We start from the raw sequence: 25,891 nt of genomic DNA on the forward strand, positions 1-25,891 counted from the left end.
ATCCCGATGAGCTTACTCAGGTAAGTGATTCGGGTGAACGAACGCAGCCAACACACCTGCAACTTGAAGTATGACGGGTATAACCGCATTGTCGCCGCCCGGCCTTATGTACACCGATGCTTTACGTTTTACGTATAAGCTGTGCCTTACGCACGACGCAGGAGATAACTACATGAAACGTGCATTTATTATGGTTCTCGACTCGTTCGGGATTGGCAGCGCCGCTGATGCCGAACGGTTTGGCGACGCAGGTTCAGATACGCTGGGCCATATCGCACAAGCCTGCGCACAAGGCAAGGCCGATGTCGGCCGACAAGGGCCGCTGCGGCTGCCGAACCTGAGCCGTCTGGGGCTGGGCAAGGCGGCGGAAGGTTCCACCGGGCAGTTCCCGCCGGGGCTGGATGAACAGGCCGATATCATCGGCGCCTACGCGTACGCCAGCGAGATTTCCTCCGGCAAGGACACGCCGTCCGGCCACTGGGAAATCGCCGGGGTGCCGGTGCTGTTCGACTGGGGCTATTTCCTCGACGAACACAACAGTTTCCCGCAGGCGCTGCTGGACCGACTGGTCGAACGCGCTGGGCTGCCGGGTTATCTTGGCAACTGCCATTCTTCCGGCACCGTGATCCTCGACCAGCTCGGCGAGGAACACATGAAAACCGGCAAACCGATTTTCTATACCTCGGCGGACTCGGTATTTCAGATTGCCTGCCATGAAGAAACCTTCGGGCTGGAGAAACTGTACGAGCTGTGTGAAATCGCCCGCGAAGAGCTGACCGACGGCGGTTACAACATCGGCCGGGTGATAGCCCGTCCGTTCGTCGGCGACAAAGCGGGTCAGTTCCAGCGCACCGGCAACCGCCACGATCTGGCAGTCGAACCGCCGGCGCCGACCATGCTGAAAAAGCTGGTGGACGAGAAAAATGGCACCGTGGTGTCAGTGGGCAAAATCGCTGATATCTACGCCAACGTCGGCATCACCAAAAAGGTGAAAGCCACCGGTATCGATGCGCTGTTTGACGCCACGTTGAAAGAGATGGAACAGGCGGGCGACGACACCATCGTGTTCACCAACTTTGTCGATTTCGACTCTTCCTACGGCCACCGCCGTGATGTGCCCGGCTATGCGGCGGCGCTGGAGCTGTTTGACCGCCGTCTGCCGGAGATGCTGGCGCGCGTGACCGGCGACGATATCCTGATCCTGACCGCCGACCACGGCTGCGACCCGAGCTGGCCCGGCACCGATCACACCCGCGAGCATGTGCCGGTGCTGATTTACGGGCCGAACGTTAAGCCGGGCGATTACGGCCACCGCACCACCTTTGCCGATATCGGCCAGACGGTTACCGGTTATTTCGGGCTGTCGCCGATGGATTACGGCCAGTCTATTCTGTGACAGGACTATTCTGTGACAGGTCAATGCTGTGACACGGACCGGTGACGGGCGCTATAATTTATCATCATGATTTCACACTGAATTTGAAAAGGAAGAAAAAGCATGGCTACGCCACATATCAATGCAGAAATGGGTGACTTCGCCGACGTAGTGCTGATGCCGGGTGACCCGCTGCGCGCCAAATACATCGCGGAAACCTTTCTGGAAAACGCGGTGGAAGTGAACAATGTGCGCGGTATGCTGGGTTTCACCGGTACCTACAAAGGCCGCCGCATTTCCGTAATGGGCCACGGCATGGGCATTCCGTCCTGTTCCATTTACACCAAAGAGCTGATCACCGAATACGGCGTGAAGAAAATTATCCGCGTCGGTTCCTGCGGCGCGGTGCGCGCCGATGTGAAACTGCGTGACGTGGTGATCGGCATGGGCGCCTGCACCGATTCCAAAGTGAACCGGATGCGCTTTAAAGATCACGACTTCTCGGCGATTGCCGATTTCGATCTGCTGCGTCATGCGGTGGACGCAGCCAAAGCGCGCGGCATCGACGCTCGCGTCGGCAACCTGTTCTCCGCCGATCTGTTCTACACGCCGGACCCGCAAATGTTCGACGTGATGGAAAAATACGGCATTCTGGGCGTGGAAATGGAAGCGGCCGGTATCTACGGCGTGGCGGCGGAATTCGGCGCTAAAGCGCTGGCGATCTGCACCGTGTCCGACCATATCCGTACCCACGAGCAGACCACCGCGGCCGAGCGTCAGACCACCTTCAACGAGATGATCGAGATCGCGCTCGAATCCGTACTGCTGGGCGACAAAGCCGACGCCTAATCCCTCTGGCGGCCCGCTATCTTCGGGCCGCTTTCTTTGGTTTCTTTCCTGACGGTATTTTTCCTGTCGCTCAGGCCGCGTTCGCCCGCCCGGCTGTCGTTGTGGTCAGCGTGGTATCGAACAGCTCCGCCAGCACCGTTTGATGCGTCACCGCCAGCACGATGGCGTGCGGCAACTGATGACGCAATTCCCGCATGAGCAGATACGCGCTGTCATCGTCCAACTGACTGGTGGCTTCATCCAGGCACAACAACGCCGGTTTTTGTAACAAGGCGCGTGCCAGCGACAGCCGCTGCTGCTCGCCGCCGGACAGACGCATCGACCAGGGGTGCTCGCAGTCCAGCAACGGCACGAGATGAGGCAACTGCACCTGTTGCAGTACGGCCTGCAACTGATCATCGTGCGGCGTGTTCGGCGACGGATAGCTCAACAGCTGGCGTAGCGTTCCCTGCGGCAGATAGGGTTTTTGCGGCAAGAACAGCACTTCGCCGGCGGGGTGGATCACCGGTCCGGCGCTGAACGGCCATAACCCGGCCAGTGCCCGCAGCAGGGTGGTTTTGCCGCTGCCGCTCGCGCCCTGCAACTGGCACCAGTTGGCCGGTTGTAGGCATAGCGACACCGGCTCCAGTAAGGCATGCCCTTGTGGAGAGCGCAGTTGCAGGCGATCGGCGATAAGCGCCTCGCCCCGGCGCTGCGGGGCCGGGCAGGGCGGCAACTGCTGCAACTGTTGTTGCAGTTCCCACAGCCGGTCGACGGTAGCCGACCAGCGCGCCAGTTCCCGGTAGCTGTCGATGAACCAGCCAAAGGCGTCCAGCACGTAGCCAAAGGCGGCGCGCGCCTGCATGATGGCGCCCAGCGAAATCTGTTGCAGCAGGTAAAGCGGCAGCACCGCGAACACCGGAATCATCAGGCTCAGGCGGAAGTAGCTGGTGGTGAAGCTCTCCAGCCGAAACTCGCGCCCCATCAGTTGAAAGGCGTTGGCGACGATCGCGCCGAAGTGCCGTTGCATCCGCTGGCGTTCCGCCGTCTGTCCCTGATAAAACGCGATTTGCTCGCTGTGGTCGTGGATACGCAACAGCGTGCCGCGATAGCCGGCTTCCACCTGTTGTAGCCGGGCATTGACGCGATGCAGCGGCGCGCCGAGCCAGTGTGTGACCGCGCTGCCGAAAAGCGCATACCCCAGCGCAATCCAGACCAGATACCCCGGCACGGTCAGGCGCCAGTCGCCCAGCGTGATGGTCTGCACGCCGGAGATCTGCCACAGGATGGCAAGGAAGGAGAACAGCCGGGCGGTGTTTTTCAGCAACGACAGCAGCAGCGTCAGGCTCTGCTCCGTCAGCAGGCGGATATCCTCGGCGATGCGCTGGTCGGGGTGATCCGGCGCGCCGTTGGGCATCAGTTGTAGCCGATAGTGCGCGTGGCGCTGCAACCATTGCTGTTCGAACTGCCGCGTCATCTGCTCGCGCCAGCGCAGCATCAGCAGTTTTTTCAGCCAGTTGCCGCACACCACCACCGCGACAAACAGCGCGGTGTAGCCGAGATAGCTCAGCGCCAGCGCGCGGATCGACGCATGGCGGAAGTAGTCCGCCAGCGCATCGTAGAAGACTTTGCTCCAGTTGTTGTACTGTACGCTGATCCACACGACCGACAGCGTCAGCCCGATAACCGCAAACAGCAGCAGCCATAACCATAACGCGCCGCGGCTTAGCCACAGCGGCGCGGCTAGCCGGCAGAAACGCCGCAGGCTGGTCATGGCTCCCGGCGCCAAAGGTTTAGCGTCGCCATCAGAAGGCCCATTTGGCGGTTAGCATCACATTGCGCGGGTCGCCGTAGAAGTTGTTGCCGCCGCGATGACGGTTCGACACGTTCACGTAGTACACCTTGTCGGTCAGGTTATACCCGGCCAGGTTGAAGCTGAGATGCGAGTTGTACTGATAGTTCACGTTGGCGTTGAGCAGCGTATAACCGCCCTGCGTCACCCCCCGGCTGGTGGTGGTGTCGGTTTGCGCGGTCAGCCCGGCGCCTACCGTCCATTGATTCAGGCTGCCGGGCAACTGATAGCTGGTGTAAAGCTTGAACTGGTGCTGCGGCGTATTGAGGCTGTAGCGTCGCCCCTGCGTGCCCTCATCGGATTTCAGGTATTTGCTGTTGGTCAGCGTATAACCGGCGGACAACTGCCAGCCCGTCGCCAGTTTGCCGGCCGCTTCCAGTTCCAGTCCCTGACTTTCCACCTTGCCGTCGGCGCGGTAACAGGTGGTGGAAACCTGACAGTTGATATCTTCGACCGCCCGGTTTTCCTGCACGATGCGAAATAGCGCTGCCGAGGTGTTCAACGCGCCGCCGAAGAACTCGCCTTTCACCCCGGTTTCGTAGTTTTTGCCGGTGACGGCAGGCAGCAGATTGCCGCGGTTGTCGATATTTTCCTGCGGCTTGTAGATATCGGCGTAGCTCAGATACCAGGTGTAGTGATCGGCGAAGTCCCACAGCAGGCCGCCGTACGGCGTCCATTGTTCGTTGGCTTTAAAGTGGGTCTGGGTGGCGGAGCCGCTGCTGAGATTACGCAAGTTGTTGGTATAGCTGAAGTTGCTGTAGCGGGTGCCGACAATCAGCTTCCAGTCGTCCGCCAGCGTAAAGCGGGCGGTGGTGAACAGGCCGCGCTGGTAGAGATCGTAGGTGTAATTGTTGCTGTAGGCGGGCCAGGCGGGTTCGGCCAGCGCGTCGGGGTTCCAGTTATACACGTTCACGACGTTGGTGTTGATCACCCGGCCGAACAGGTTGTCGAAGTTTTCTTTCTGGTAATCGCCGCCCACCACCAGCTCATGGCGACGCCCGAGCAGTTCGAACGGCCCGTTGAGCGTCAGGTTATAGCTCCATTGATCGGCCTGATTATCCCGCGCCAGCATGTTGTTGAGCCGCCCGGTGCCGTTGCTGCCGACGCCGCTGGTGCCGTTGCCGAAAATACCGGTAAAGCGCCCGACGGCGGTGGAGTGGGTATAGTTGAGCGCGCTTTTCAGCGTCCAGTCGCTGCTGAAGCGGTGTTCCAGTTCGGCGAACGCATTGATTTTCTCGAAGGCGATCCGGTTCCAGCTGGCGCCCAGAAAGGTGGATCGCGGCAGGTTCAGGCTGGCGTAATCGGTGGACATCGGTACGCCGTAGAGATCCGGCACGGTGCGGGTTTTCTGCCAGTTGACGCCGGTGGTGACGGTGGTATCGCTGGTGAGATCATAGGCCAGCGTACCGTACATGACATGGCGTTCGCTGTGTACCTCGTTGACAAAGCTGCCTTTTTTCTGGGTGACGCCGACAAAACGGCCGCGCAGCGAACCGTCGCTATTGAGCGGGCCGGACACATCCGCTTCCTGACGGTAATGATCCCAACTGCCTGCGCTGGTGCTGAGCGTACTGCGAAAATCGTAGGTCGGTTTTTTGCGCACCAGATTGACGGTGCCGCCCGGCTCGCCGTTGCCCTGCAACAGCCCGGACGCGCCGCGCAGAATTTCCAGCCGATCGTAGATCGCCAGATCGGGCGACTCGCTGGAGGATTCCGCCGAGCCCATGCCCGATACGCTGTTCTGGAACGAGCTGCCGGAGCCGTCTTCCTGCACGTTGTCCATCATGAAGCCACGGGACTGGAAACGGGTCTGATACGAGCTCTCTTTCACCACGGTGACGCCGGTGGATACGGCCATCGCGTCTTCCAGCGAAGTCATGTGCTGGTCGTCCATCTGCTGGCGGGTGACCACGCTGACCGATTGCGGCGTTTCGCGCGGCGAAAGCGTCATCCGGGTGGCGGTGCTCAGATTGCGGGTGGTGTAGGCGCCGGTGTCTTCGGTCGGGCCGTTCAGACTGGGTTGGCGGATAACATACATTTCTTCGCCGTCCGCCGGCTTTCTCAGCACGTAGCTGCCGTCCGGCTGGCGTGACGCGGTCAGCCCGCTGCCGCTCAGCAGGCGACGTAACGCCTCATCCACCGTGTAATCGCCCTGCAACGCCGGGCCGCTCAGCCCCTGCGTCAGGCTGGCGTCGGCGGCGAGATAGATGCCGGCCTGCCCGGCGAGCTGGTTCAATTGGTTGCCAAGCGGACCGGCGGCGAGCGCGTAATGGCGCGTCGCCGGGCTTTCCTGCGCGGCGCTGGCTGGAATGGCGTACGGCAGCGACAGGCTGAGCAGGGCGAGGCGCAGCGCGACGACCAGCGGTTTTTGTGGGCGGAGAATCTGGCGCAGGCCAGCGCGAGCAGGTGTAGTGAATGTCATGATGAATGCCTTGTATCCCAGAGTAAAAGAGCGTGCTTTTAGTGGGAATCGAACGAGCGGCGCAAAAAGGGAACCGGCGGGCGATAATTTTTTTCAGACAGGTTCGACGGTGATCCACCAGTCGAAACGGCGGTGGATGCGCACCGGCAGCACCCGGCTCAGCATGGCGAGCGCCCGATCGGTGTCCATCAGCGGGAAAGTGCCGACCACGCGCAGCGCGGCGACATCCGGCGCGCAGGCCAGATGACCGTGGCGGTAGCGGGCCAGACGCGCCACCACGTCGCCCAGCGGGGCGTCGTTGGCGTGCAGCATTCCCTGACGCCAGTCGGCATCCTGCGCGCCGATGCGCGTTTCAAACCCGGCGCCGCTGGCGTCAAATCGCCACTGTCGACCGGCGTCGATCTGGCGCAGCGGGCCTGTCTGCCGCGGCGTGACCGCCACGCTGCCGGCGTATACGGTCAGTTGGGTGCTGCCTGCCAACTGGCGCACGCTGAAGCGGGTGCTGAGCGCCTGCATGCTGCCTTCCCGGCTGGCGACAAACAGCGGTCGCCGCTTGTCGGCGGCGGTGTCGATCAGCGCTTCGCCGGCGATCAGGTTCAACTGGCGACGGGTATCGGTGTAGCGGACATCAAGCGCGGATGCGGTATCAAGCCAGAGCCGGGTACCGTCGCTGAGCGTAAAGTCGCGGATTTCGCCGGTACCGGTGCGGTAGTCGGCTGTCAGCGCCAGCAGGCTTTCGCGCACCGGCGTGTGGCGCCAGGTCAGCCAGGACAGCAGCGAGCCGGTAGCAAGCAGTGCGCCAAGGCGCAGGGTATGGCGGCGGGTGAGCGGCGTAGACGGTTGCAGCAGCGTCTGCGCCGTCAACGGCGTGACGTCACCGCGCAACGGCTGAAAGCGTTGGCTGACGGTTTCCACATATTGCCAGGCCAGACGGTGCGCGTCGCTTGCCGACAGCCACTGTTGCCAGCGGGCATGCAGCTCGCTGTCGTGGGCGGAATCCAGCAGTTGGGCGTACCAGTCGGCCGCCTGTTGCAGCGCCTGATAATCCGGTGGCGACGCCGGCGTCTGTCGGTTCACCGCTGCATCGCCTCATGGCCGTGATGCTCCGCTTCCAGCAGGATGCAGTGCAGCATCGCCTGCGCCATGTATTTTTTCACCATCCGCTCACTGACGCCGAGCGTGACGGCGATCTGCGCGTAGGTCTGTCCCTGAATCTGCGCCAGGATAAAGGCGACGCGCACGTTGTCCGGCAACTGACGCAACATCGCGTCGACCTGATACAGGGTTTCCAGAATGATGGTGTGCTGCTCGGCAGACAGCGCATGCACTTGCTCGCAGTCGTTCAGCGACTGCCGCCAGGCCTGTTCCAGCGCCCGGCGGCGCCACAGATCGACGCACAGGCCCTGCGCCATCACGCTGAGGTAGGCGCGCGCGCCTTCATGGCTGTCGAAGTGGCGCGGACGGGTCAGCAACTGTACGAAAATATCGTGCGCCAGATCGGCGGCGTCGCACAGATTGCCCAGCCGTTTGCGCAGCAGTCCCTGCAGCCAGCCGTGATGCTGCTGATAAAGCTGCTGAAGGTCGCAAGGGCTGGCGGTGTTGACGGCGGACATAACGGGTTCCTGAAAACGGAAAGCGCAAAATATCGCCGCATATTAATTGAGAATGATTTCCATTTCAAATTATTGACAACCGGAAGGAAACGGCCGGACTGATGGGAAAAGCGCGCCGTCAGCCCAGCGGCAGCGCCATAATAATGGCGTCTTCCCGGCCGTTGGCTGTCGGGTAATAATCCCGCCTCACCGACACCTCGTTGAATCCCATGCTCTGATACAGCGCGATGGCGCGCGCGTTGGAGGCACGTACTTCCAGCCACAGCGTCACCACATCGCTGCGCTCCAGCTCGGCGATCAGGTGTTCCAGCAACTGACGTCCGTAGCCGTGACGCTGATGGTCGGGGGCGACGGCGATGTTGAACAGCGTGGCTTCATCCAGCACCACCTGGGTGATGGCGTAGGCCACCAACTGCTGGTCATGGCACAGTTTCAGGTTGAGGTAACGCTCGCCCTGATTGCTGATGAAGGTTTTTTCGCTCCACGGGAAGGCGTGGCTTAAGCATTCAATCTCAAACGCCCGCGGCAGATCAGCCGTGGTCAGGGTGGAAATCATGTTCATGGTGACAAATCTGTTGCCACAGGGCGCGTTTCGCCCCGGCGTTGTGATAAAGCTCGGCCAGGGCCGGGCTGGTCAGTTGCACGCCGTCCAGCAGCTCAGTGGCGGGCAATCCCAGCCACCAGCTGTGGCAGCGAGTGTGTTCCGGCAGCATCTGCGCCTGACGCGGCGTCAGGCTGACTATCTGCTGCGGGGCGAGATTCAGGCTGCGCGCCACATCCTGCAATAGCGGATCGTCGCTGGCGGGCAGCGGATCGGCGATGATCAGCAGCCGGACGTCAGGCGGCAGGTTGACGGCGATTTCGCCTTTCAGCACCGACGGACGACGCAAAGTCCACTGGGTGATCCCCAGTTGCTGCAACAGCCAGTCCCGTCTTGATGTCATGCCTTAACTCCGCGCGCGATAACCGCGATACGATAACCGCGATATGATCATCGCGATAAACAATAGTGGCGCACGATTGTGCGGCGCTATGCTAACAAATCGCTGAACATGCGCCAACAAACCACTATAATCCTCGCTCAGTTTATTGAGGAGCCAGACCTGATGTCAGCATTAACCCCCGCCAGTGAAGTGATACTGCGCCACAGTGATGAATTTGTTTCCCGCCGGGTGCTGTTTGCCGGCGATCTGCAAGATACGCTGCCCGCTCATTTTGACGCAGCCGCCGTCACCGTGCACACCACGCAGTATCATCACTGGCAGCAGTTGCAGCCTGTACTGGGCGACAACGTGCATTTTTCGCTGCTGGCACAGGCGGAAACCGTAGCCGGGTGCGACACCCTGATCTACTACTGGCCGAAAAGCAAACAGGAAGCGCAGTTCCAGCTGTCCAACCTGCTGTCGCTGCTGCCGGTGGGTTGCGACATTTTCGTCGTCGGCGAGAACCGCAGCGGGGTACGCAGCGCCGAGGGCATTCTGGAGCCGATCGCCGCCATCAACAAGATCGACAGCGCCCGCCGTTGCGGCCTGTATCACGGTCGTCTGGAAGCACCGTCTGCTTTTGCGCTGGAGGACTGGTGGCTGGAGTATGACGTGGATGGCGTGCCGGTACACACGTTGCCGGGCGTATTCAGCCGCGAGGGGCTGGACACCGGCAGCCAGTTGCTGCTTTCGACGCTGGAGCCGCATCGCAAAGGCAAGGTGCTGGATCTCGCCTGCGGCGCTGGGGTGCTGGCGGCGTCGTTTGCCCGCATATCGCCGAAAATCCGCCTGACGCTCAGCGATGTCGGCGCCGCCGCGCTGGAAGCGAGCCGGTCGACGCTGGCGGCCAACGGTCTGGAAGGGCAGGTGATCGCCAGCAACGCGTACTCGGATATTCAGGGGCGTTTTGACCTCATTATCTCCAACCCGCCGTTCCATGACGGCATGCAGACCAGCCTGCACGCGGCGGAAGTGATGATTCGCGGCGCCGCCTCGCACCTGAATATGGAAGGCGAATTGCGCATTGTCGCCAATGCTTTCCTGCCGTACCCGGCGCTGCTGGACGAAACCTTCGGCAGCCATGAAGTTATCGCCCAGACCGGTCGTTTCCGCGTTTATCGCGCGGTGCTGCGCCGCAATAAAAAACGTTAACTGAGCCGCCCGGCTTTCGCCGGGCGCGATGCGACGCTTAGGCGTTATCGAGCGTCGCCATGCCTTCCTGTCCGTAGCGCGCGCCTGCGGCGATCTCCGGCGGGAAGATGGCGTTAATGTCATCCTGCTCGCGCGGCGTCAACGAAACCGACAGCGTGCCGACATTTTCTTCCAGATAGCGACGGCGTTTGGTGCCGGGAATCGGAACGATGTGCTCGCCCTGCGCCAGCACCCAGGCCAGCGCCAGCTGCGATGGCGTTACCGATTTTTCCTGCGCCAGCTGCGTGATTTTGTCCACCAGTTGCAGGTTTTTAGCAAAGTTTTCATCGCTGAAGCGCGGGTTGGCGCGTCGGAAATCGTCCGCGGCCAGATCGTCCCGTCGTTTGATGGCACCGGTCAGAAAACCACGTCCCAGCGGGCTGTAAGGCACGAAGCCGATGCCCAGACGGCGGCAGGCGGGCAGGATCTCCGCTTCCACATCCCGCGTCCACAATGAGTATTCGCTTTGCAGCGCGGTGATAGGGTGAACGCGGTGCGCGCGTTCCAGCGTAGCGGCGGAGGCTTCGCTCAGGCCGATATAACGAATCTTGCCTGCCTTAACCAGATCGGCCAGCGCGCCGACGCTGTCCTCAATCGGCACTGCCGGATCGACGCGGTGCTGGTAATAAAGATCGATGACCTCGACGCCCAGACGTTTCAGGCTGCCTTCGACCGCTTGACGGATATACTCCGGCCGGCCGCAGACGCCACGCAGGTTCGGGTTGGCCGGGTCGCGCAGAATGCCAAACTTGGTAGCCAGAAATACCTGATCCCGTTTGCCTTTGATGGCTTTGCCCACCAGCGTTTCATTGGTGTAAGGGCCGTACATGTCGGCGGTATCCAGCAGGGTGACGCCCAGTTCCAGCGCACGATGCAGGGTGGCGATAGCCTCTTTTTCGTCCTGCCCGGTGGAATAGAAATCGCTCATCCCCATACAGCCGAGACCCAGTGCAGATACCGTTGGCCCCTGCGGGCCCAGTTTTCGCTGTTGCATGTTATTGCTCCGTGTTATTAACCGCGTTTTTCAGTGTGGTTGTTTGAATCAAAAAGATAAATTCGCAGTTTTATGCAACACTGTTTGTAAAATGCAAACAATGGGGCCGGTGATGGATCAGGTTCAGGCGATGCGGGTGTTTGTGCGCATTGTGGAGGCGGAAAGCTTTAGCCGGGCGGCGGAAAAGCTGGGACTGCCGCGGGCGACCGTCAGCCAGACGCTGAAACGGCTGGAGCTGCGGCTGGGGGTGCGTCTGTTGCAACGCACCACCCGTCAGGTGCAGGTGACGGACGAAGGTTTGCTTTACTACCAGCGCTGCGTGCAGTTGCTGGCGGAAATTGAGGAAACGGACGCGCTGTTTTCCCGTCAGCGCCAGCAGCCCAGCGGACGGGTGAGAATCGACATGCCGCATTCGCTGGCCCGGCAGGTGGTGATCCCGTCGTTGCCCGCGTTTTACCGCCGCTATCCGCAGATTGCGCTGGTGCTGAGCGCCAACGATGCCGCGATTAATGTGGTGCGCGAAGGCGTGGACTGCGTGCTGCGCGCCTGGCAGGTGGATGATGATTCGCTGGTGGCGCGTTCGCTGCCGTCGCTGCCGCAGATAACCTGCGCTTCCGCGGCTTATTGCGCCGAATACGGCGTGCCCGACACGCTGGAGGCGCTGACGTCTCACCGCATGGTAAGCTATTTTTCGCTGCGCACATCGCAGCGTTACCCGCTGGAATTTATGCAGCAGGGGCAAGTCATTACCCGCTCGCTGCCCAGTCTGGTAGAAATCAACGGCGCCGATGCCTATATCGCCGCCTGCCAGGCCGGAATGGGGATTATTCAGGCGCCGCGCTACGGTGGTCTGGCGCCGTTGCTGGCGAGCGGGGAACTGGTGGAGATCCTGCCGCAGTTACCGCCGCCCGATATGCCGCTGTATGTGATGTATCCCTCCGGGCGCTTTCTGGCGCCGCGCATCCGGGTGGTGATTGAGTGGCTTCAACAATGCTTCCAGCAGGCCCCGTTTGTCTGAATGCTGTTTTTTACAGCAAACGCTGTAACGACATGGAAATAATGATTGACGTTGGTGCGAAAATCTCTAGAATTCGCCTCCGTGGTGACATTGTGTGACGTAATGTTGCTTGGTTTGCGAAGGTGGCGGAATTGGTAGACGCGCTAGCTTCAGGTGTTAGTGTCCTTCGGACGTGAGGGTTCAAGTCCCTCTCTTCGCACCAAAATCACCACAGATTTGTATTTCACAGTACCTGCGAAGGTGGCGGAATTGGTAGACGCGCTAGCTTCAGGTGTTAGTGTCCTTCGGACGTGAGGGTTCAAGTCCCTCTCTTCGCACCACTGGGATACAAATCAAGATGTAGCAGCAATATCGTAGTAAGTAGTAATCGTAGTAAGTAGTGAATAGTAAATAGTATCGTAGTAAAACAGTGCGAAGGTGGCGGAATTGGTAGACGCGCTAGCTTCAGGTGTTAGTGTCCTTCGGACGTGAGGGTTCAAGTCCCTCTCTTCGCACCACTCTCCTCATCCTTATCTTTCTTGTCTTTTTCCAGCACAGCAATTCTTCTCGCTCATAAAATCAACAGCGCGTTTTCTTCCTTTATCTTGTGCGTTATGCCCGTTCAGGGTCGGTATCACCATCCCTTTAGCGTAAGCGACAGCGCCGCCAGGCCGCCTGCCAGCGCAATGCAGGACGGCAGCAGCAGATAGTGACGCATACGGCGATGAAACAGCATGCTCAACGTGAGCAGCATCGCCAGCGCACAGATGTACTTCAGGTGGGTCAGGTTTAGTTCCGGCAGGGCCAGCAACGGCATCAGCGCCGCCGGCAGCAGAACGCCCCAGGCGCTGGACAGACGCTTGCCAAAATACCAGCTTATTCCCCATAGCCCGCAGGCGGCGATCATGGCGGTCAGCATTGTGGCTTCTCTTGTTGATAATGATAACTAATATCATATATAAGATTTGCCGCTATACAACCGATGCCGCATGATTTTTGTGTGACCTGCCGTTTGACGACGGCAGGTTTTTGGATGCCTGAGAACGATCAGGCGCTGTGCAGATAGTCGCGCACCAGCTGCAGCATGTTCAGCAGCGTGGCGGAGCGGTCATGTTTGCGCCAGATAACGGCAATCTGCGTGGTGAGGTGCGGCGTGTTGGTGTCGTGATAAGTCACATTGCCGGTCTGGATGCTGGCCAGCGATTCAGGGACAAAGGTCACGCCAAAACCGGACGCCACCATGCTGATGGTGGCGGTGATATGTGGCGCCAGCGGGTTGATTTTTGGCTGGTAGCCCGACAGGTAGCAGGCGCGGATAATCAGGTCGTGCAGACTAGGGCAGAGTTCGCGCGGAAAGATGATCAACGGTTCCTGCCGCAGCTGTCCCAGATTGATTCGCGTTTGATCGCTGAACGGATGGTTTTCCGGCAGTACCAGCCGCATCGGCTCGTCCGCCAGTAATTCGCCTTCGAACTCCTCGCCGATATCGCATGGCAGGCGCACAAACGCGATGTCGGTGGTGCGGTTGCGCAGGCTCTCCAGAATCTCGTTGATGTGCTCTTCCCGCGGCCGCAGCTGGACGCTGGGATAATGCTGCCGGTAACGGCGCAACAGCGCCAGCACCGTGGGATGAAACGTCACCGCACAGGAGAAGCCGATGTTGATCGCGCCGCTCTCCCCGCGGGCGATGCTGCGCACTCTCTCCACGGCCGATTCGGCCAGTTCCAGAATATGGCTGGCGTCCTGATATAGCGCTTCGCCAGCTTCCGTCATCTCCACGCCACGGGTCAGCCTCTTGAACAACGGCGTCCCGATTTCCCGCTCAAGTTTTTGAATCTGCTGGCTTAACGGCGGCTGTGATATGCCGAGAATTTCCGCCGCGCGGGTGAAATGCCGGGTTGAGGCCACTGCGACAAAATAGCGCAGGTAACGTAATTCCATATATTTTCGATCTCCAAATGGCCACATCTCTGTATTGGAACTTTGGTGTGACGGAGGTCAATATTCAAGTGAAACATTAAATAAATTTAAGTTGATCATCGTCAGAAGGGAATGGATATGAAAGATGTTAACTGCGTCGACTCCTGTGTCAGGGAACTGGCCAGCTTTGCACTTCATCATCAGAAACAGCATCCAGAGTGCGTTATTTATCAGACGTCATTAATGAGCGGGCTTATTAATGGCGTTTATGAAGGTAACATCACCATGGAAGAACTTCTGAAACATGGCGATTTTGGATTAGGGACGTTTAATGATCTCGACGGTGAACTGGTGGCGCTTAACAGCCGTATCTTCCAGCTCCGTGAGGATGGCAGCGCGCGAGCAGCGCTGCCGTATCAAAAAACTCCCTTCGCGGTAATGACCTTTTTCCGCCCGACGGAGCAAATCCATTTCGGGCAGGCCACCAGCCGCGAAGCGATTCATCAGCGCATTAATGACTTGATTGCAACAGATAATCTGTTTTGTGCCCTGCGGATAGATGGCCGCTTTAGCCACGTGGAAACCCGTACGGTACCTCGCCAGGAACGCCCTTATAAACCGATGCTGGAAGCGATTGCCCAACAACCCACGTTCCGTTTCGAACAGTGTCAGGGCAGCGTTATCGGTTTCCGTAGTCCTGCCTATGTTCAGGGGATTAATGTTGCCGGTTATCACGAGCATTTCATCACTGATGACCGCAAAGGCGGCGGGCATATCCTTGATTATCGACTGGAAGAAGGCGTATTGACCTTTGGCTCTATCGCCAAACTGGTTATTGACCTTCCCCGCGACAGGGATTTCCTGAAAGCCAATTTATCCCCTGAAAATCTCGATAGCGTCATTCACTCCGTGGAGAGCTGAAGCATCGAGCAGGTACTGAAAGCAAAAGCACACTGTTATGCAGAGGATAAACATTATGGAAAATAGGGATGGTCAACAGCATTGGTCTAGCGGTGCGGAGCTGATCGTAAAACATCTTGAGCAGCAAGGCGTCAACTATGTCTTCGGCATTCCTGGTGCAAAAGTAGACCGCGTGTTTGATTCGTTGGTGGATTCGCCGATTCAAACCATTCCCGTGCGCCATGAGGCTAATGGCGCCTTTATGGCGGCCGCCGTCGGCCGTCTTACCGGCAAGGCCGGCGTGACGCTGGTGACGTCGGGGCCGGGCTGTTCGAATCTGGTGACCGGGCTGGCGACCGCGACGGCGGAAGGCGACCCGCTGGTGGCGCTGGGAGGTGCGGTCAAACGCGCCGACCGCCTGAAACTGACCCACCAGAGCCTGGATACCGTCAGCCTGTTTCAGCCGGTGACCAAATACAGCGCCGAAATCACGGTGTCGTCCGCCATTTCAGAAGTGATGGCTAACGCCTTTCGCGCTGCTGAGCTCGGTCGGCCGGGCGCGTCGTTCATCAGTCTGCCGGAAGATATTGTCAATGAACCGGTAGACAGCCCGATTCTGGCTCGTACCTCGCTGCCGACCCTCAATAGCGCGCCGCGTGCGGATGTTGAACGGGTGGTCGGGCTGATCAAGAAAGCCAAAAACCCGATACTGTTGCTGGGGCTGATGGCCAGCCAGCCGAAAAATGCCGAGGCGCTGCGCCGCCTGCTGCATCACAGCCGCCTGCCGGTGACCAGTACCTATCAGGCCGCCGGGGTAATCGATCAACAGCATTTTGACCATTTCGCCGGACGGGTAGGGTTGTTTAACAATCAGGCCGGCGACAAGCTGCTACAGCAGGCCGACCTTATCGTCACGGTCGGCTACAGCCCGGTGGAGTATGCGCCGGCGCTGTGGAATTCTGGTAATGCCACGCTGGTGCACATTGATGTGTTGCCCGCCGAAGTGGAAAACGCCTACCGCCCGGATGTGGAACTGGTTGGCGACATCAGCATCACCATTGATACGCTCAATGAGCAACTGAGTTCGCCGATCGTGCTGTCGTCCCAGTCAGAGGCGATTCTGGAGGAGCGTCGTCAACTGCGCCATGAACTGGCGACCCGCGCCATCAACATGGACGGCTTCGCTATTCATCCGCTGCGGTTGGTGCGGGTAATGCAGGATCTGGTCAATAAAGACGTGACCCTGTGCGTGGACATGGGCAGCTTCCATATCTGGCTGGCGCGTTATCTCTACAGCTTCCGCGCCCGTCAGGTGCTGATGACCAACGGTCAGCAGACTATGGGGGTGGCGTTGCCGTGGGCGATCGCCGCCGCGCTGGTGAATCCGCAACAGAAAGTGGTGTCGGTGTCCGGAGATGGCGGTTTCATGCAGTCCAGTATGGAACTGGAAACCGCGGTGCGGCTGAAATCCAACATTCTGCACATCATCTGGGTGGATAACGCCTACAACATGGTGGAAATTCAGGAAGAGAAAAAATATCACCGCGCTTCCGGCGTCAAATTCGGGCCGATTGACTTCAAAGCCTATGCGGAAGCCTTCGGCGCTAAAGGTTTCGCCGTGGAGTCCGCCGTCGAACTGGTGCCGAAGCTCTGGCAGGCGATGGATGTGGACGGCCCGGCGGTGATTGCCATTCCGGTGGATTACTCCGACAACCATTACCTGATGGAGAACGTGAATATCAGCCACCTGATCTGAGCGTGATACGCTCGGTTCAGATGCTACGATCCTACCTGCTGCAAGGCTTTGCAGCCTTTGAGCCGTGTTCGCCTGTAACGAATATTCCAGCGTAAATGCTGCATTGTGAATGCTGAATGTTCGTCACAGGCGCTGGTTGCTCCACGCGTCCTGAAGCCCCGATAGTAATACGGGCTTGACCGGCCTGCCGCGGCGTTTGACGCGGCAGGTTCCGGTTCATCATTGGCAGGACGCGCGTTTTTTGTCACTTCCCGTCACGCATCGACAAATCGCACGATCCGCAGTTTGATTGTCAGGTTTGATTATCAGTAGATCGACTGATACAACGCCTCAATCTCCTTCACGCTGGCCGGGCGCGGGTTGCCGCCGGTGCAGACATCGTCGAATGCCGCCTGCGCCAGCGCCGGAATATCCTGCTCTTTAACGCCGACCTGACGCAATTGCGCCGGAATATCCACATCCTGCGCCAGCTGCCGCACCGCCTGAATCGCCGCGTTCCGCGCCTGCGTCAGCGGCATGTTGCCCGCGCCTTGTACCCCCATCGCCACGGCGATGGCGCGGAATTTCTCGCCGGTGTATTCCGCGTTCCAGGCCATGATATGGGGCAGTAGAATCGCGTTGGCGACGCCGTGCGGGGTGTTATAGAACGCGCCCAGCGGATGCGCCATACCGTGCACCAGTCCCAGGCCGACGTTGGAAAAACCCATACCGGCGATATATTGCCCCAGCGCCATCGCTTCCACGCCCTGCGGTTTGCCGGCCACCGAATCGCGTAGCGAACGGCTGATGATTTCGATGGCTTTGAGGTGCAGCATGTCGGTCAATTCCCAGGCGCCCAGAGTCGTGAACCCTTCGATGGCGTGGGTCAGGGCGTCGATGCCGGTGGTGGCTTTGAGTGAGGCGGGCATACTGCACATCATGTCCGCGTCGATAAACGACACGATGGGGATATCGTGCGGGTCGACGCAGACGAATTTACGCCGTTTCTCTTCATCGGTGATGACGTAGTTGATGGTGACTTCCGCCGCGGTGCCGGAGGTGGTAGGAATGGCGAAAATCGGCACGCTGGGTTTGCGGGTGGCCGCGACCCCTTCCAGGCTGCGCACATCGGCGAATTCCGGGTTGTTGATGATGATGCCGATGGCTTTACAGGTGTCCTGCGGCGAACCGCCGCCAATCGCGATCAGGTAGTCGGCGCCAGATGCCTGAAAACGTTCGACGCCCTGCCGGACGACGGCGATGGTTGGGTTGGGAATCACGCCGTCATAGATGTCATAAGGCAGGCCTGCTTTTTCCAGCAGCGTGGTTACTTTACCCGCTACGCCGTACTTCATCAGTTCCTGGTCCGTCACCACCAGCGCCTTGCGAAAGCCGCGTCGCTGTACCTCTTCGGTCAGGTGGGCGATGGCGCCGCCGCCAAAATAGGACGTTTCATTCAGTATCATTCTGTGTGCCATGATTTCTCCTTAACGCATTGATTTTTAATCATTGAGGCGTATCGGTTATCCATTTGCGCCAGTAGCCGGTGTGGTTAATAGTTAATCTAGTCGCGCACCGCGCAGGGCGAGACGAAAGCTCGCTTCCGGTTGATAAAAGTCAAACCTTTGTCAGAGGGATCACCCGCCGATGAACCCAGTGTGAAACCGGTCGGGACTCGCTGCCTTCTTACGGCTGCCATCAGCCGCGTCGTACTGTCGCTGACGGGAAGGTGTCCACGACGGTGATCACAGAATCGGAGTGTGAAGACAATGAAAAACGGGCGTGGCCTTACCTGAAATAATCTAATTTTAGGGTTTTTTCGCATTACTTAATCTAATTTAACTTGTGGTTGTCTCTTTTGAAATAAAACCAGAAAGTCATGCATTAATAATTTTTGGTATTGGTTTTATTTTTTAATTTGGAGTTAAGTTTTTTATTTGTGAAATTTTACGGATTTATATCCTGATTGGGTGGTTGGGTAATTCAATGCCGGTTTGGCTTTTTATATAGATAAACTTATGGTTGTGGGAGTGGTGGAACGCGCGCTTCGGTGGTAAGTTCTGGGGCAGGATAAACGTTTGCGTCGTGGGGCCTGGCGTCACAACGCGCGGCTAACGTAGAGAGAAAAGAATGGCAAACCACACTCCGTTGTATCAACAGCATCTGGCCGATGGCGCCAAAATGGTGGACTTTCATGGCTGGATGATGCCGCTGCACTACGGTTCTCAACTGGACGAACATCACATCGTACGCAACAGCGCCGGCATGTTTGATGTGTCGCACATGACCATCGTGGATCTGCGCGGCGCCCGCGTGCGTGAATTTTTGCGTTATCTGCTGGCGAATGATGTCGCCAAACTCACCCAGCCCGGTAAAGCGCTCTATACCGCGATGCTGACGCCCTCCGCCGGCGTGATCGACGATCTGATTGTCTATTTCCAGACCGAAGACTATTTCCGGCTGGTGGTGAACTCCGCCACCCGCGAGAAGGATCTGGCCTGGATCACCGAGCATGCCAAACCGTTCATGGTGGAGATTACCGAACGTGAGGATCTGTCGCTGATCGCGGTGCAAGGGCCGCAGGCGCAGGAAAAAGTGCGCAGTCTGCTGAACGATGCCCAGCGTGAGCAAGTAGCCGGCATGAAACCCTTCTTTGGCGTACAGGCGGGCGACCTGTTTATCGCCACCACTGGCTATACTGGCGAAGCGGGCTATGAAATCGCGCTGCCGCAGGAACAGGCGGTCGGTTTCTGGCAACAACTGCTGGCGGCCGGCGTTAAACCCTGCGGACTGGGCGCGCGCGACACGCTGCGTCTGGAAGCGGGCATGAACCTGTACGGTCAGGACATGGATGAATCCATCTCGCCGCTGGCGGCCAACATGGGCTGGACCATCGTCTGGCAGCCGGAAGACCGCCAGTTCATCGGCCGTGAAGCGCTGGAGCGTCAGCAGGCGGAAGGCACCGAACAACTGGTCGGCCTGGTGATGACCGAAAAAGGCGTGCTGCGTCACGGTCAGCCGGTCCGCTTTACCGATAATCATGGCGTCATGCAGGAAGGTGTGATCACCAGCGGGTCGTTTTCGCCCACGCTGGGCGTCAGCATCGCCCTGGCTCGTGTTCCCGCCGGTATCGGCGAACAGGCTATCGTGCAGATTCGTAATCGCGAGATGCCGGTGCATGTGACCAAACCCAATTTCGTTCGCGCCGGCAAGGCGCTGGTTCAGTTTTAATTTTTGGCGTTAATGGAAGGAGAAGGTGGCAATGAGCAATGTTCCGGCAGAATTGAAATATACCTCGTCCCATGAATGGGTGATGGCGGAAGGCAACGGCGTTTACAGCGTGGGCATCACCGAGCACGCGCAGGAATTGCTGGGCGATATGGTGTTTGTCGATCTGCCGGAAGTCGGCAGCACGGTCAACGCCGGTGATGACTGCGCCGTGGCGGAGTCCGTCAAAGCCGCGTCCGACATCTACGCGCCGATCAGCGGCGAAGTGGTGGAAATCAACGACGAACTGGAAGGCGCACCGGAACTGGTGAACAGCGCGCCGTATGCTGAAGGCTGGCTGTTCCGCATCAAGGCGTCTGATGAAGACGAACTGAACGAATTGCTTGATGCCGCTGGTTATCAGGCGCTGCTGGAAGAAGAAGACGGCGACGACGAAGAATAAGCCTGACGCCCCGTTCGCTCCCCGCGACGGGGCGTTTTTATTGTCCGCTTGTTTTTGTGATCTGTTTGTTTTGTGAATTGTTTGCTTGTTTTTCTGAATGATTTGCTTGTTTTCTGAATTAGTTAATTGTGCTGCACATCACTGTGCTAAATGCAGGAAATTCCCCCACATGACCCAGACTCTCAGTCAGCTCGAACACGGTAGCGCCTTCACGGAGCGCCATATTGGCCCGTCGGCCGCTCAGCAACAACAGATGCTGGCCGCTATCGGGGCGGATTCACTGGACGGCCTTACCCGCCAGATCGTACCCGCCGACATCCAACTGCCCCAACCGCCGGCGGTAGGCGATGCCGCCACCGAATATCAGGCGTTGGCCGAGCTGAAGGCGATCGCCGGCCGCAACCTGCGCTATAAAAGCTACATCGGCATGGGCTACCACGCGGTGCTGACGCCGCCGGTGATTCTGCGCAACGTGCTGGAAAACCCGGGCTGGTATACCGCCTATACGCCGTATCAGCCGGAGGTGTCGCAGGGACGTCTGGAAGCGCTGCTGAATTTCCAGCAGGTGACGCAGGATCTGACCGGTCTGGAGCTGGCTTCCGCTTCGTTGCTGGATGAAGCGACCGCCGCCGCGGAAGCGATGGCGATGGCCAAACGCGTCAGCAAGCTCAAGCAGGCAAACCGTTTCTTCGTCGCCGACGACGTGCATCCGCAGACGCTGGACGTGGTGCGCACCCGCGCTCAGACCTTCGGCTTTGACATTGTTACCGGCAACGCGGCTGACGCGGTGAAGTATGACGACGTCTTCGGCGTGTTGTTGCAACAGACAGGCACCACCGGCGAGCTGCATGACTATCGCGCGCTGATGTCTGAGCTGAAAAACCGCAAAGTGATCATCAGCGTGGTGTCGGACATCATGGCGCTGGTGCTGCTGGACGCGCCGGGCAAACAGGGCGCCGACATTGTGCTGGGGTCCGCCCAGCGTTTCGGCGTACCGATGGGCTACGGCGGCCCGCACGCGGCGTTTTTTGCCTGCCGCGACGAATACAAACGCGCCATGCCGGGCCGTATTATCGGCGTTTCGCGCGATGCCGCCGGCAACACCGCGCTGCGCATGGCGATGCAGACCCGCGAGCAGCACATTCGCCGCGAAAAAGCCAACTCCAACATCTGTACCTCGCAGGTACTGCTGGCCAACATTGCCGGCATGTACGCGGTGTATCACGGGCCGCAGGGGCTGAAACGCATTGCCGGGCGCATCCACCGTCTGGCCGACATTTTGGCCGCCGGGCTGACCCAACGCGGTCTGACGCTGCGTCATCAGCACTGGTTCGATACCCTGACCGTTGAGGTCGCCGATAAGGCGGCGGTACAGGGCCGCGCGCTGAGCGCCGGCATTAACCTGCGCGCCGATCTGGATGGCGCGGTCGGCATCGCGCTGGATGAAACCACCAGCCGCTACGACGTGCTGGCGCTGTTCGCCGTGCTGCTGGGCGACGATCACGGGTTGGATATCGATACGCTGGATGCGGCGGTCAGCAGCCGGTCGGCGTCAATCCCGGCGGCGTTGCTGCGCAGTGACGACATCCTGACTCATCCGGTATTCAACCAGTACCACAGCGAAACCGAAATGATGCGCTATCTGCATCGTCTGGAAAGTAAGGATCTGGCGCTGAATCAGGCGATGATCCCGCTCGGCTCCTGCACCATGAAGCTCAACGCGGTGGCGGAAATGCTGCCGATTACCTGGCCGGAATTCGCCGAACTGCATCCGTTCTGCCCGACCGAACAGGCGCTGGGTTACCGTCAACTGATCACGCAGCTGTCCGACTGGCTGGTGCAACTAACCGGCTATGACGCGGTGTGTATGCAGCCGAACTCCGGCGCTCAGGGCGAATACGCCGGTCTGCTGGCGATCCGCCGTTATCACGAAAGCCGTAACGAAGGCGAGCGCAACCTCTGCCTGATCCCCAGTTCCGCCCACGGCACCAACCCGGCTTCCGCCCAGATGGCGGGGATGCAGGTGGTGGTGGTGGCCTGCGACAAGCAGGGCAACATCGACCTGCACGACCTGCGGGAAAAAGCGCAGCAGGCCGGCGATAAGCTCTCCTGCATCATGGTGACTTACCCGTCCACCCACGGGGTGTACGAAGAAACTATCCGCGAAGTGTGCCAGATTGTTCATCAGTACGGCGGCCAGGTGTATCTGGACGGCGCCAACATGAACGCGCAGGTAGGCATTACCTCGCCGGGTCACATCGGCGCGGACGTGTCGCACCTCAACTTGCACAAAACGTTTTGCATTCCGCACGGCGGCGGCGGTCCAGGCATGGGACCGATCGGCGTGAAAGCGCATCTGGCGCCGTTTGTGCCGGGCCATCAGGTGGTGGCGATGGACGGCGTGTTGACTCGTCAGGGCGCGGTTTCCGCTGCGCCGTTCGGCAGCGCTTCCATCCTGCCGATCAGCTGGATGTACATCCGCATGATGGGCGCGCACGGGCTGAAACAGGCCAGCCAGTTGGCGATCCTGAACGCCAACTACGTGGCGACGCGCCTGAAAGACGCTTATCCGGTGTTGTATACCGGCCGTGATGATCGCGTGGCGCACGAGTGCATTCTGGACATTCGTCCGCTGAAAGAGAGCACCGGCATCAGCGAGATGGATATCGCCAAGCGTTTGATCGACTACGGTTTCCATGCGCCGACCATGTCGTTCCCGGTGGCGGGTACGTTGATGATCGAGCCGACCGAGTCGGAAAGCAAAGTGGAACTGGACCGTTTCATCGACGCGATGCTGGCGATCCGTGCCGAGATCGACAGCGTGGCGGCGGGCGAATGGCCGCACGAAGACAATCCGCTGGTAAATGCGCCGCACACCCAGACTGAGCTGGCAGCCGACTGGTCGCATCCGTACAGCCGCGAGCTGGCGGTATTCCCGGCCGGACAGACCCACAAATACTGGCCGGCGGTGAAACGTCTGGATGACGTGTACGGCGACCGTAATCTGTTCTGCTCCTGCGTGCCGATGAGCGAATATCAGTAAGCGCGGTTTTTACAGTGTGAATAATTGGGAGGTGGTTCGAGAGCCTCCTGATACAAACGGGTGCAGCGTGAGCGGCACCCGTTTTTTTTGTCCGGCGTGGTAGAGTGGTCGCTTCTCCCCCTGAAAAATGAAGCGGGAGCCGAAGCAGAATTAATATTAATAGATGGCGGGAAAATCATGTTAGGCATTCACGATATTTCACTGTTTATCCTGTCCGGCATTTTGCTCAACATCATGCCGGGACCGGATTCGTTGCTGATTATGACCAAGAGTTCGTCGCAGGGATGGCGCGCGGGCTCGGCTGCGGCGCTGGGCATCGGTTCCGGCACGCTGGTGCATGTTCTGGCCGCGGCATTGGGGCTGTCCGCCATTCTGGCTACCTCGGCCACCGCGTTTACGGTGGTGAAAGTGCTGGGGGCTGTCTATCTGGTGTATATGGGCGTGCAAGCGTTGCTGGATAAATCCGCTCACCGCGCTAATGCCGACAGCGGTGCTCTGCCGGCCAACCGGCCTGTGCTTTCCATGCGGAAAATCTACTGGCAGGGGTTCCTCACCAACGTGTTAAACCCGAAAGTAGCGCTGTTCTTTCTGGCGTTCGTGCCTCAGTTCATTGACCCGCAGGCGCCGCAGAAAGCGCTGGCGTTTATCGTTCTGGGATTGATCTTCAATTTCAACGGCATGCTGTGGTGTCACTTTCTGGCCGCGTCGACCGCGTTGGCCAGCAGCAAGCTGAAAGTCAGCAAAATGGTGCGCTTCTGGCTGAATAAAACCATTGGCGTGCTGTTTATTTCACTGGGCGTGAAGCTGGCGATGACGGCAAAAAACTGACCGATACAGACATTTTTGTTCGCCGATATGAGCGGCCTCTGGCGCCGCTCATGCGGTTGACGATCGTCGGCTATTTCAACCAGCCCTTCGCCTGCGCCTCTTCCAGGTGCTGTTTCAGATAGCTCCACAGCGCCGGGTTGACGTCGCTGATAAAGGCGTTGCGGCTCAACACCTGCTCCAGCCGGATACCGTGTTCCACCCAGCTTTGGCCGCCGTTGTGCAGGTTCATCAGCACCGGCATTACACGGTCGATCATCAGCGCGAAACGTGCTTCGGCGGTATCTCCGGCTTCGTATTCGTGCCATAACGCCAGAAACTGGTCGTGCTGCGGTTGCGGCAGCAGGCCGAAAATGCGCGCCGCGGCGGCTTGCTCTTGTTCCTGAATGGCTTCGCGGGCTTTCAGGTCATACACCAGCACGTCTCCGGCGTCGATCTCCACGATGTCGTGAATCAGCGCCATTTTCAGCACGTGGGTGATATCGATACCGTCATCGGCATAAGGCGCCAGGCTCATCACCGCGACCGCAAAATGCCAGCTGTGCTCTGCAGAGTCTTCCTGACGATCGGTGCCAATCACCTTGGAACGGCGCTGAACGCTCTTGAGTTTGTCGATTTCCATCAGAAACCGGACGATATCGGTCATGGGGCCGAAATCCAGTACGGGTAAAGCGAACGACATCCGTTAATCTCCTGCAATAAAGAGGCTCTATTGTAGGGGATGCGCCATAAGATGAACATGCAAGAATACCGTCTGAAAGCCGCTGATTTTTATTTTAGCGTACAGGTGTACACTGGAATTGTTCTCAGTTAAGCTGCTCAAAGCTTGCTCAGCGTGGCAGGGAAGGCCGCCGGTGCGAGCATAGGGGTAAGTGTGGGACAAGAGGTTTGCATGAAGAAAAAAATGGGGGAATCGGGGTATACGCTGGCGGAAGAAGTCGCCAACAGTATCAGCCATGGAATTGGTTTTATCTTTGGGATTGTCGGGCTGGTGTTATTACTGGTGCAGGCGCTGGACAATGGCGCCACGTCTCTGGCTATCACCAGTTATAGTCTGTATGGCGGCAGCCTGATTTTACTGTTTCTCGCATCGACGTTGTATCACGCCATTCCTCATCAGCGCGCAAAACGCTGGCTGAAGAAATTTGATCACTGCGCCATCTATCTGCTGATTGCCGGAACCTATACGCCTTTTCTGCTGGTGGGCCTTAACTCGCCGCTGGCGCGCGGACTGATGATCACCATCTGGAGCCTGGCGCTGCTGGGCGTCATATTCAAGCTGGCGTTTGCGCACCGGTTTAAAATGCTGTCGCTGATGACCTATCTGGTGATGGGCTGGCTATCGCTGATTGTTATTTACCAACTGGCGATGAAACTGTCCGTCGGCGGAGTGACGCTGCTGGCGATCGGCGGCGCGGTATATACGTTGGGCGTGGTGTTTTACGTCTGCAAGCGTATACCGTTCAATCACGCCATCTGGCATGGGTTTGTGCTGGGAGGCAGTGTGTGCCACTTTTTGGCGATCTATCTGTACGTGGGATAA

General features: G+C 58.9%; 22 protein-coding genes and 3 tRNA genes. 14 read left to right on the top strand and 11 right to left on the bottom strand.

Annotation, left to right across the window (positions count from 1 at the left end):
• Window positions 1-172 precede the first annotated feature (172 nt).
• Window positions 173-1,396 (top strand): phosphopentomutase, encoded by a 1,224-nt coding sequence (deoB, locus tag CVE23_RS03680; RefSeq protein ID WP_038917821.1) that lies wholly within the window; start codon window positions 173-175, stop codon window positions 1,394-1,396.
• Window positions 1,397-1,498: 102 nt separating this feature from the next.
• Window positions 1,499-2,224 (top strand): purine-nucleoside phosphorylase, encoded by a 726-nt coding sequence (deoD, locus tag CVE23_RS03685; protein ID WP_038917824.1) that lies wholly within the window; start codon window positions 1,499-1,501, stop codon window positions 2,222-2,224.
• Window positions 2,225-2,294: 70 nt separating this feature from the next.
• Here the strand turns inward: deoD and CVE23_RS03690 are convergent, their stop codons facing one another.
• The 6 genes from CVE23_RS03690 to CVE23_RS03715 all read right to left on the bottom strand — a co-directional run bounded on the left by CVE23_RS03690 (window position 2,295) and on the right by CVE23_RS03715 (window position 9,034).
• Window positions 2,295-3,977 (bottom strand): ABC transporter ATP-binding protein/permease, encoded by a 1,683-nt coding sequence (locus CVE23_RS03690; protein WP_100848922.1) that lies wholly within the window; start codon window positions 3,975-3,977, stop codon window positions 2,295-2,297.
• A 31-nt stretch (window positions 3,978-4,008) separates the two neighbouring features.
• The gene (locus CVE23_RS03695; RefSeq protein ID WP_100848923.1) at window positions 4,009-6,477 is read right to left on the bottom strand and encodes a TonB-dependent siderophore receptor; all 2,469 of its coding nucleotides are present in this window, start codon (window positions 6,475-6,477) and stop codon (window positions 4,009-4,011) included.
• A gap of 93 nt (window positions 6,478-6,570) precedes the next feature.
• Window positions 6,571-7,554 (bottom strand): FecR domain-containing protein, encoded by a 984-nt coding sequence (locus CVE23_RS03700; protein WP_100848924.1) that lies wholly within the window; start codon window positions 7,552-7,554, stop codon window positions 6,571-6,573.
• Window positions 7,551-8,090, bottom strand: a complete 540-nt coding sequence (locus CVE23_RS03705; protein ID WP_100848925.1) for a sigma-70 family RNA polymerase sigma factor — start codon at window positions 8,088-8,090, stop codon at window positions 7,551-7,553. Before CVE23_RS03705 ends, CVE23_RS03700 begins: the two co-directional genes overlap by 4 nt.
• A 118-nt stretch (window positions 8,091-8,208) precedes the next feature.
• Entirely contained in the window at window positions 8,209-8,652 is a 444-nt protein-coding gene (gene rimI / locus CVE23_RS03710) for a ribosomal protein S18-alanine N-acetyltransferase (RefSeq protein WP_100848926.1), read from the bottom strand.
• The gene (locus CVE23_RS03715) at window positions 8,621-9,034 is read right to left on the bottom strand and encodes a DNA polymerase III subunit psi (RefSeq protein ID WP_100848927.1); all 414 of its coding nucleotides are present in this window, start codon (window positions 9,032-9,034) and stop codon (window positions 8,621-8,623) included. Before CVE23_RS03715 ends, rimI begins: the two co-directional genes overlap by 32 nt.
• Before the next feature lie 162 nt (window positions 9,035-9,196).
• On the opposite strand from CVE23_RS03715, the gene rsmC reads away from it, so the two are divergent.
• A complete protein-coding gene (gene rsmC, locus CVE23_RS03720; protein WP_038662357.1) occupies window positions 9,197-10,225 on the top strand; it encodes a 16S rRNA (guanine(1207)-N(2))-methyltransferase RsmC in 1,029 nt (342 codons plus the stop codon).
• Between the two features lie 37 nt (window positions 10,226-10,262).
• Here the strand turns inward: rsmC and CVE23_RS03725 are convergent, their stop codons facing one another.
• Window positions 10,263-11,258 carry an aldo/keto reductase gene (locus CVE23_RS03725; protein ID WP_100848928.1) on the bottom strand — a complete coding sequence of 332 codons (996 nt, stop codon included), beginning with the start codon at window positions 11,256-11,258 and terminating at the stop codon, window positions 10,263-10,265.
• A 112-nt stretch (window positions 11,259-11,370) separates the two neighbouring features.
• Between CVE23_RS03725 and CVE23_RS03730 the strand changes: the two genes are divergently transcribed.
• The 4 genes from CVE23_RS03730 to CVE23_RS03745 all read left to right on the top strand — a co-directional run bounded on the left by CVE23_RS03730 (window position 11,371) and on the right by CVE23_RS03745 (window position 12,773).
• Entirely contained in the window at window positions 11,371-12,276 is a 906-nt protein-coding gene (locus tag CVE23_RS03730) for a LysR family transcriptional regulator (RefSeq protein ID WP_100850401.1), read from the top strand.
• A 116-nt stretch (window positions 12,277-12,392) separates the two neighbouring features.
• Window positions 12,393-12,478, top strand: a tRNA-Leu gene (locus CVE23_RS03735).
• Window positions 12,479-12,510: 32 nt separating this feature from the next.
• Window positions 12,511-12,596: transfer RNA gene (locus tag CVE23_RS03740), tRNA-Leu, on the top strand.
• 91 nt (window positions 12,597-12,687) lie between these two features.
• A tRNA-Leu gene (locus CVE23_RS03745) sits at window positions 12,688-12,773 on the top strand.
• Window positions 12,774-12,889: 116 nt separating this feature from the next.
• Here CVE23_RS03745 and CVE23_RS03750 read toward each other — a convergent pair.
• Together CVE23_RS03750 and CVE23_RS03755 are read right to left on the bottom strand one after the other, a co-directional pair.
• The gene (locus tag CVE23_RS03750) at window positions 12,890-13,174 is read right to left on the bottom strand and encodes a DUF1435 domain-containing protein (RefSeq protein WP_013316348.1); all 285 of its coding nucleotides are present in this window, start codon (window positions 13,172-13,174) and stop codon (window positions 12,890-12,892) included.
• A 128-nt stretch (window positions 13,175-13,302) separates the two neighbouring features.
• Window positions 13,303-14,196, bottom strand: coding sequence for a LysR family transcriptional regulator (locus tag CVE23_RS03755; protein WP_038917832.1), 894 nt, complete (start codon window positions 14,194-14,196; stop codon window positions 13,303-13,305).
• A 111-nt stretch (window positions 14,197-14,307) separates the two neighbouring features.
• On the opposite strand from CVE23_RS03755, the gene budA reads away from it, so the two are divergent.
• Both budA and alsS read left to right on the top strand, forming a co-directional pair.
• Window positions 14,308-15,096 (top strand): acetolactate decarboxylase, encoded by a 789-nt coding sequence (gene budA / locus CVE23_RS03760; protein WP_087881257.1) that lies wholly within the window; start codon window positions 14,308-14,310, stop codon window positions 15,094-15,096.
• A 55-nt stretch (window positions 15,097-15,151) separates the two neighbouring features.
• Window positions 15,152-16,831: an acetolactate synthase AlsS gene (gene alsS, locus CVE23_RS03765; protein ID WP_100848929.1), complete on the top strand. Its 1,680-nt coding sequence runs from the start codon at window positions 15,152-15,154 to the stop codon at window positions 16,829-16,831.
• 305 nt (window positions 16,832-17,136) lie between these two features.
• Here the strand turns inward: alsS and fucO are convergent, their stop codons facing one another.
• Window positions 17,137-18,288, bottom strand: a complete 1,152-nt coding sequence (fucO, locus tag CVE23_RS03770; protein WP_100848930.1) for a lactaldehyde reductase — start codon at window positions 18,286-18,288, stop codon at window positions 17,137-17,139.
• 652 nt (window positions 18,289-18,940) lie between these two features.
• Between fucO and gcvT the strand changes: the two genes are divergently transcribed.
• The 4 genes from gcvT to CVE23_RS03790 all read left to right on the top strand — a co-directional run bounded on the left by gcvT (window position 18,941) and on the right by CVE23_RS03790 (window position 24,351).
• Complete coding sequence (gene gcvT, locus CVE23_RS03775) at window positions 18,941-20,041, top strand: glycine cleavage system aminomethyltransferase GcvT (protein ID WP_038917837.1); 1,101 nt, start codon at window positions 18,941-18,943, stop codon at window positions 20,039-20,041.
• A 31-nt stretch (window positions 20,042-20,072) separates the two neighbouring features.
• Window positions 20,073-20,480, top strand: a complete 408-nt coding sequence (gene gcvH, locus CVE23_RS03780; RefSeq protein WP_100848931.1) for a glycine cleavage system protein GcvH — start codon at window positions 20,073-20,075, stop codon at window positions 20,478-20,480.
• Between the two features lie 169 nt (window positions 20,481-20,649).
• A complete protein-coding gene (gcvP, locus tag CVE23_RS03785) occupies window positions 20,650-23,523 on the top strand; it encodes an aminomethyl-transferring glycine dehydrogenase (protein WP_100848932.1) in 2,874 nt (957 codons plus the stop codon).
• Window positions 23,524-23,700: 177 nt separating this feature from the next.
• The gene (locus tag CVE23_RS03790) at window positions 23,701-24,351 is read left to right on the top strand and encodes a LysE family translocator (protein ID WP_038917839.1); all 651 of its coding nucleotides are present in this window, start codon (window positions 23,701-23,703) and stop codon (window positions 24,349-24,351) included.
• 70 nt (window positions 24,352-24,421) lie between these two features.
• Here CVE23_RS03790 and CVE23_RS03795 read toward each other — a convergent pair whose 3' ends face one another.
• Window positions 24,422-25,030: an HD domain-containing protein gene (locus tag CVE23_RS03795; protein ID WP_100848933.1), complete on the bottom strand. Its 609-nt coding sequence runs from the start codon at window positions 25,028-25,030 to the stop codon at window positions 24,422-24,424.
• Window positions 25,031-25,240: 210 nt separating this feature from the next.
• Between CVE23_RS03795 and trhA the strand changes: the two genes are divergently transcribed.
• Complete coding sequence (gene trhA / locus CVE23_RS03800) at window positions 25,241-25,891, top strand: PAQR family membrane homeostasis protein TrhA (RefSeq protein ID WP_038917842.1); 651 nt, start codon at window positions 25,241-25,243, stop codon at window positions 25,889-25,891.

It is taken from the genome of Dickeya fangzhongdai, from assembly GCF_002812485.1.
Classification (GTDB): domain Bacteria; phylum Pseudomonadota; class Gammaproteobacteria; order Enterobacterales; family Enterobacteriaceae; genus Dickeya; species Dickeya fangzhongdai.

Coding starts and splice junctions, on each gene's coding strand:
- rimI (WP_100848926.1), bottom strand. CDS start 8,652: ATGAACATGATTTCCACCCTGACCACGGCTGATCTGCCGCGGGCGTTT.
- gcvT (WP_038917837.1), top strand. CDS start 18,941: ATGGCAAACCACACTCCGTTGTATCAACAGCATCTGGCCGATGGCGCC.
- CVE23_RS03715 (WP_100848927.1), bottom strand. CDS start 9,034: ATGACATCAAGACGGGACTGGCTGTTGCAGCAACTGGGGATCACCCAG.
- rsmC (WP_038662357.1), top strand. CDS start 9,197: ATGTCAGCATTAACCCCCGCCAGTGAAGTGATACTGCGCCACAGTGAT.
- CVE23_RS03795 (WP_100848933.1), bottom strand. CDS start 25,030: ATGTCGTTCGCTTTACCCGTACTGGATTTCGGCCCCATGACCGATATC.
- CVE23_RS03730 (WP_100850401.1), top strand. CDS start 11,371: ATGGATCAGGTTCAGGCGATGCGGGTGTTTGTGCGCATTGTGGAGGCG.
- CVE23_RS03690 (WP_100848922.1), bottom strand. CDS start 3,977: ATGACCAGCCTGCGGCGTTTCTGCCGGCTAGCCGCGCCGCTGTGGCTA.
- deoD (WP_038917824.1), top strand. CDS start 1,499: ATGGCTACGCCACATATCAATGCAGAAATGGGTGACTTCGCCGACGTA.
- CVE23_RS03755 (WP_038917832.1), bottom strand. CDS start 14,196: ATGGAATTACGTTACCTGCGCTATTTTGTCGCAGTGGCCTCAACCCGG.
- CVE23_RS03750 (WP_013316348.1), bottom strand. CDS start 13,174: ATGCTGACCGCCATGATCGCCGCCTGCGGGCTATGGGGAATAAGCTGG.
- CVE23_RS03695 (WP_100848923.1), bottom strand. CDS start 6,477: ATGACATTCACTACACCTGCTCGCGCTGGCCTGCGCCAGATTCTCCGC.
- CVE23_RS03705 (WP_100848925.1), bottom strand. CDS start 8,090: ATGTCCGCCGTCAACACCGCCAGCCCTTGCGACCTTCAGCAGCTTTAT.
- fucO (WP_100848930.1), bottom strand. CDS start 18,288: ATGGCACACAGAATGATACTGAATGAAACGTCCTATTTTGGCGGCGGC.
- CVE23_RS03790 (WP_038917839.1), top strand. CDS start 23,701: ATGTTAGGCATTCACGATATTTCACTGTTTATCCTGTCCGGCATTTTG.
- gcvH (WP_100848931.1), top strand. CDS start 20,073: ATGAGCAATGTTCCGGCAGAATTGAAATATACCTCGTCCCATGAATGG.
- alsS (WP_100848929.1), top strand. CDS start 15,152: ATGGAAAATAGGGATGGTCAACAGCATTGGTCTAGCGGTGCGGAGCTG.
- CVE23_RS03725 (WP_100848928.1), bottom strand. CDS start 11,258: ATGCAACAGCGAAAACTGGGCCCGCAGGGGCCAACGGTATCTGCACTG.
- deoB (WP_038917821.1), top strand. CDS start 173: ATGAAACGTGCATTTATTATGGTTCTCGACTCGTTCGGGATTGGCAGC.
- budA (WP_087881257.1), top strand. CDS start 14,308: ATGGATATGAAAGATGTTAACTGCGTCGACTCCTGTGTCAGGGAACTG.
- gcvP (WP_100848932.1), top strand. CDS start 20,650: ATGACCCAGACTCTCAGTCAGCTCGAACACGGTAGCGCCTTCACGGAG.
- trhA (WP_038917842.1), top strand. CDS start 25,241: ATGAAGAAAAAAATGGGGGAATCGGGGTATACGCTGGCGGAAGAAGTC.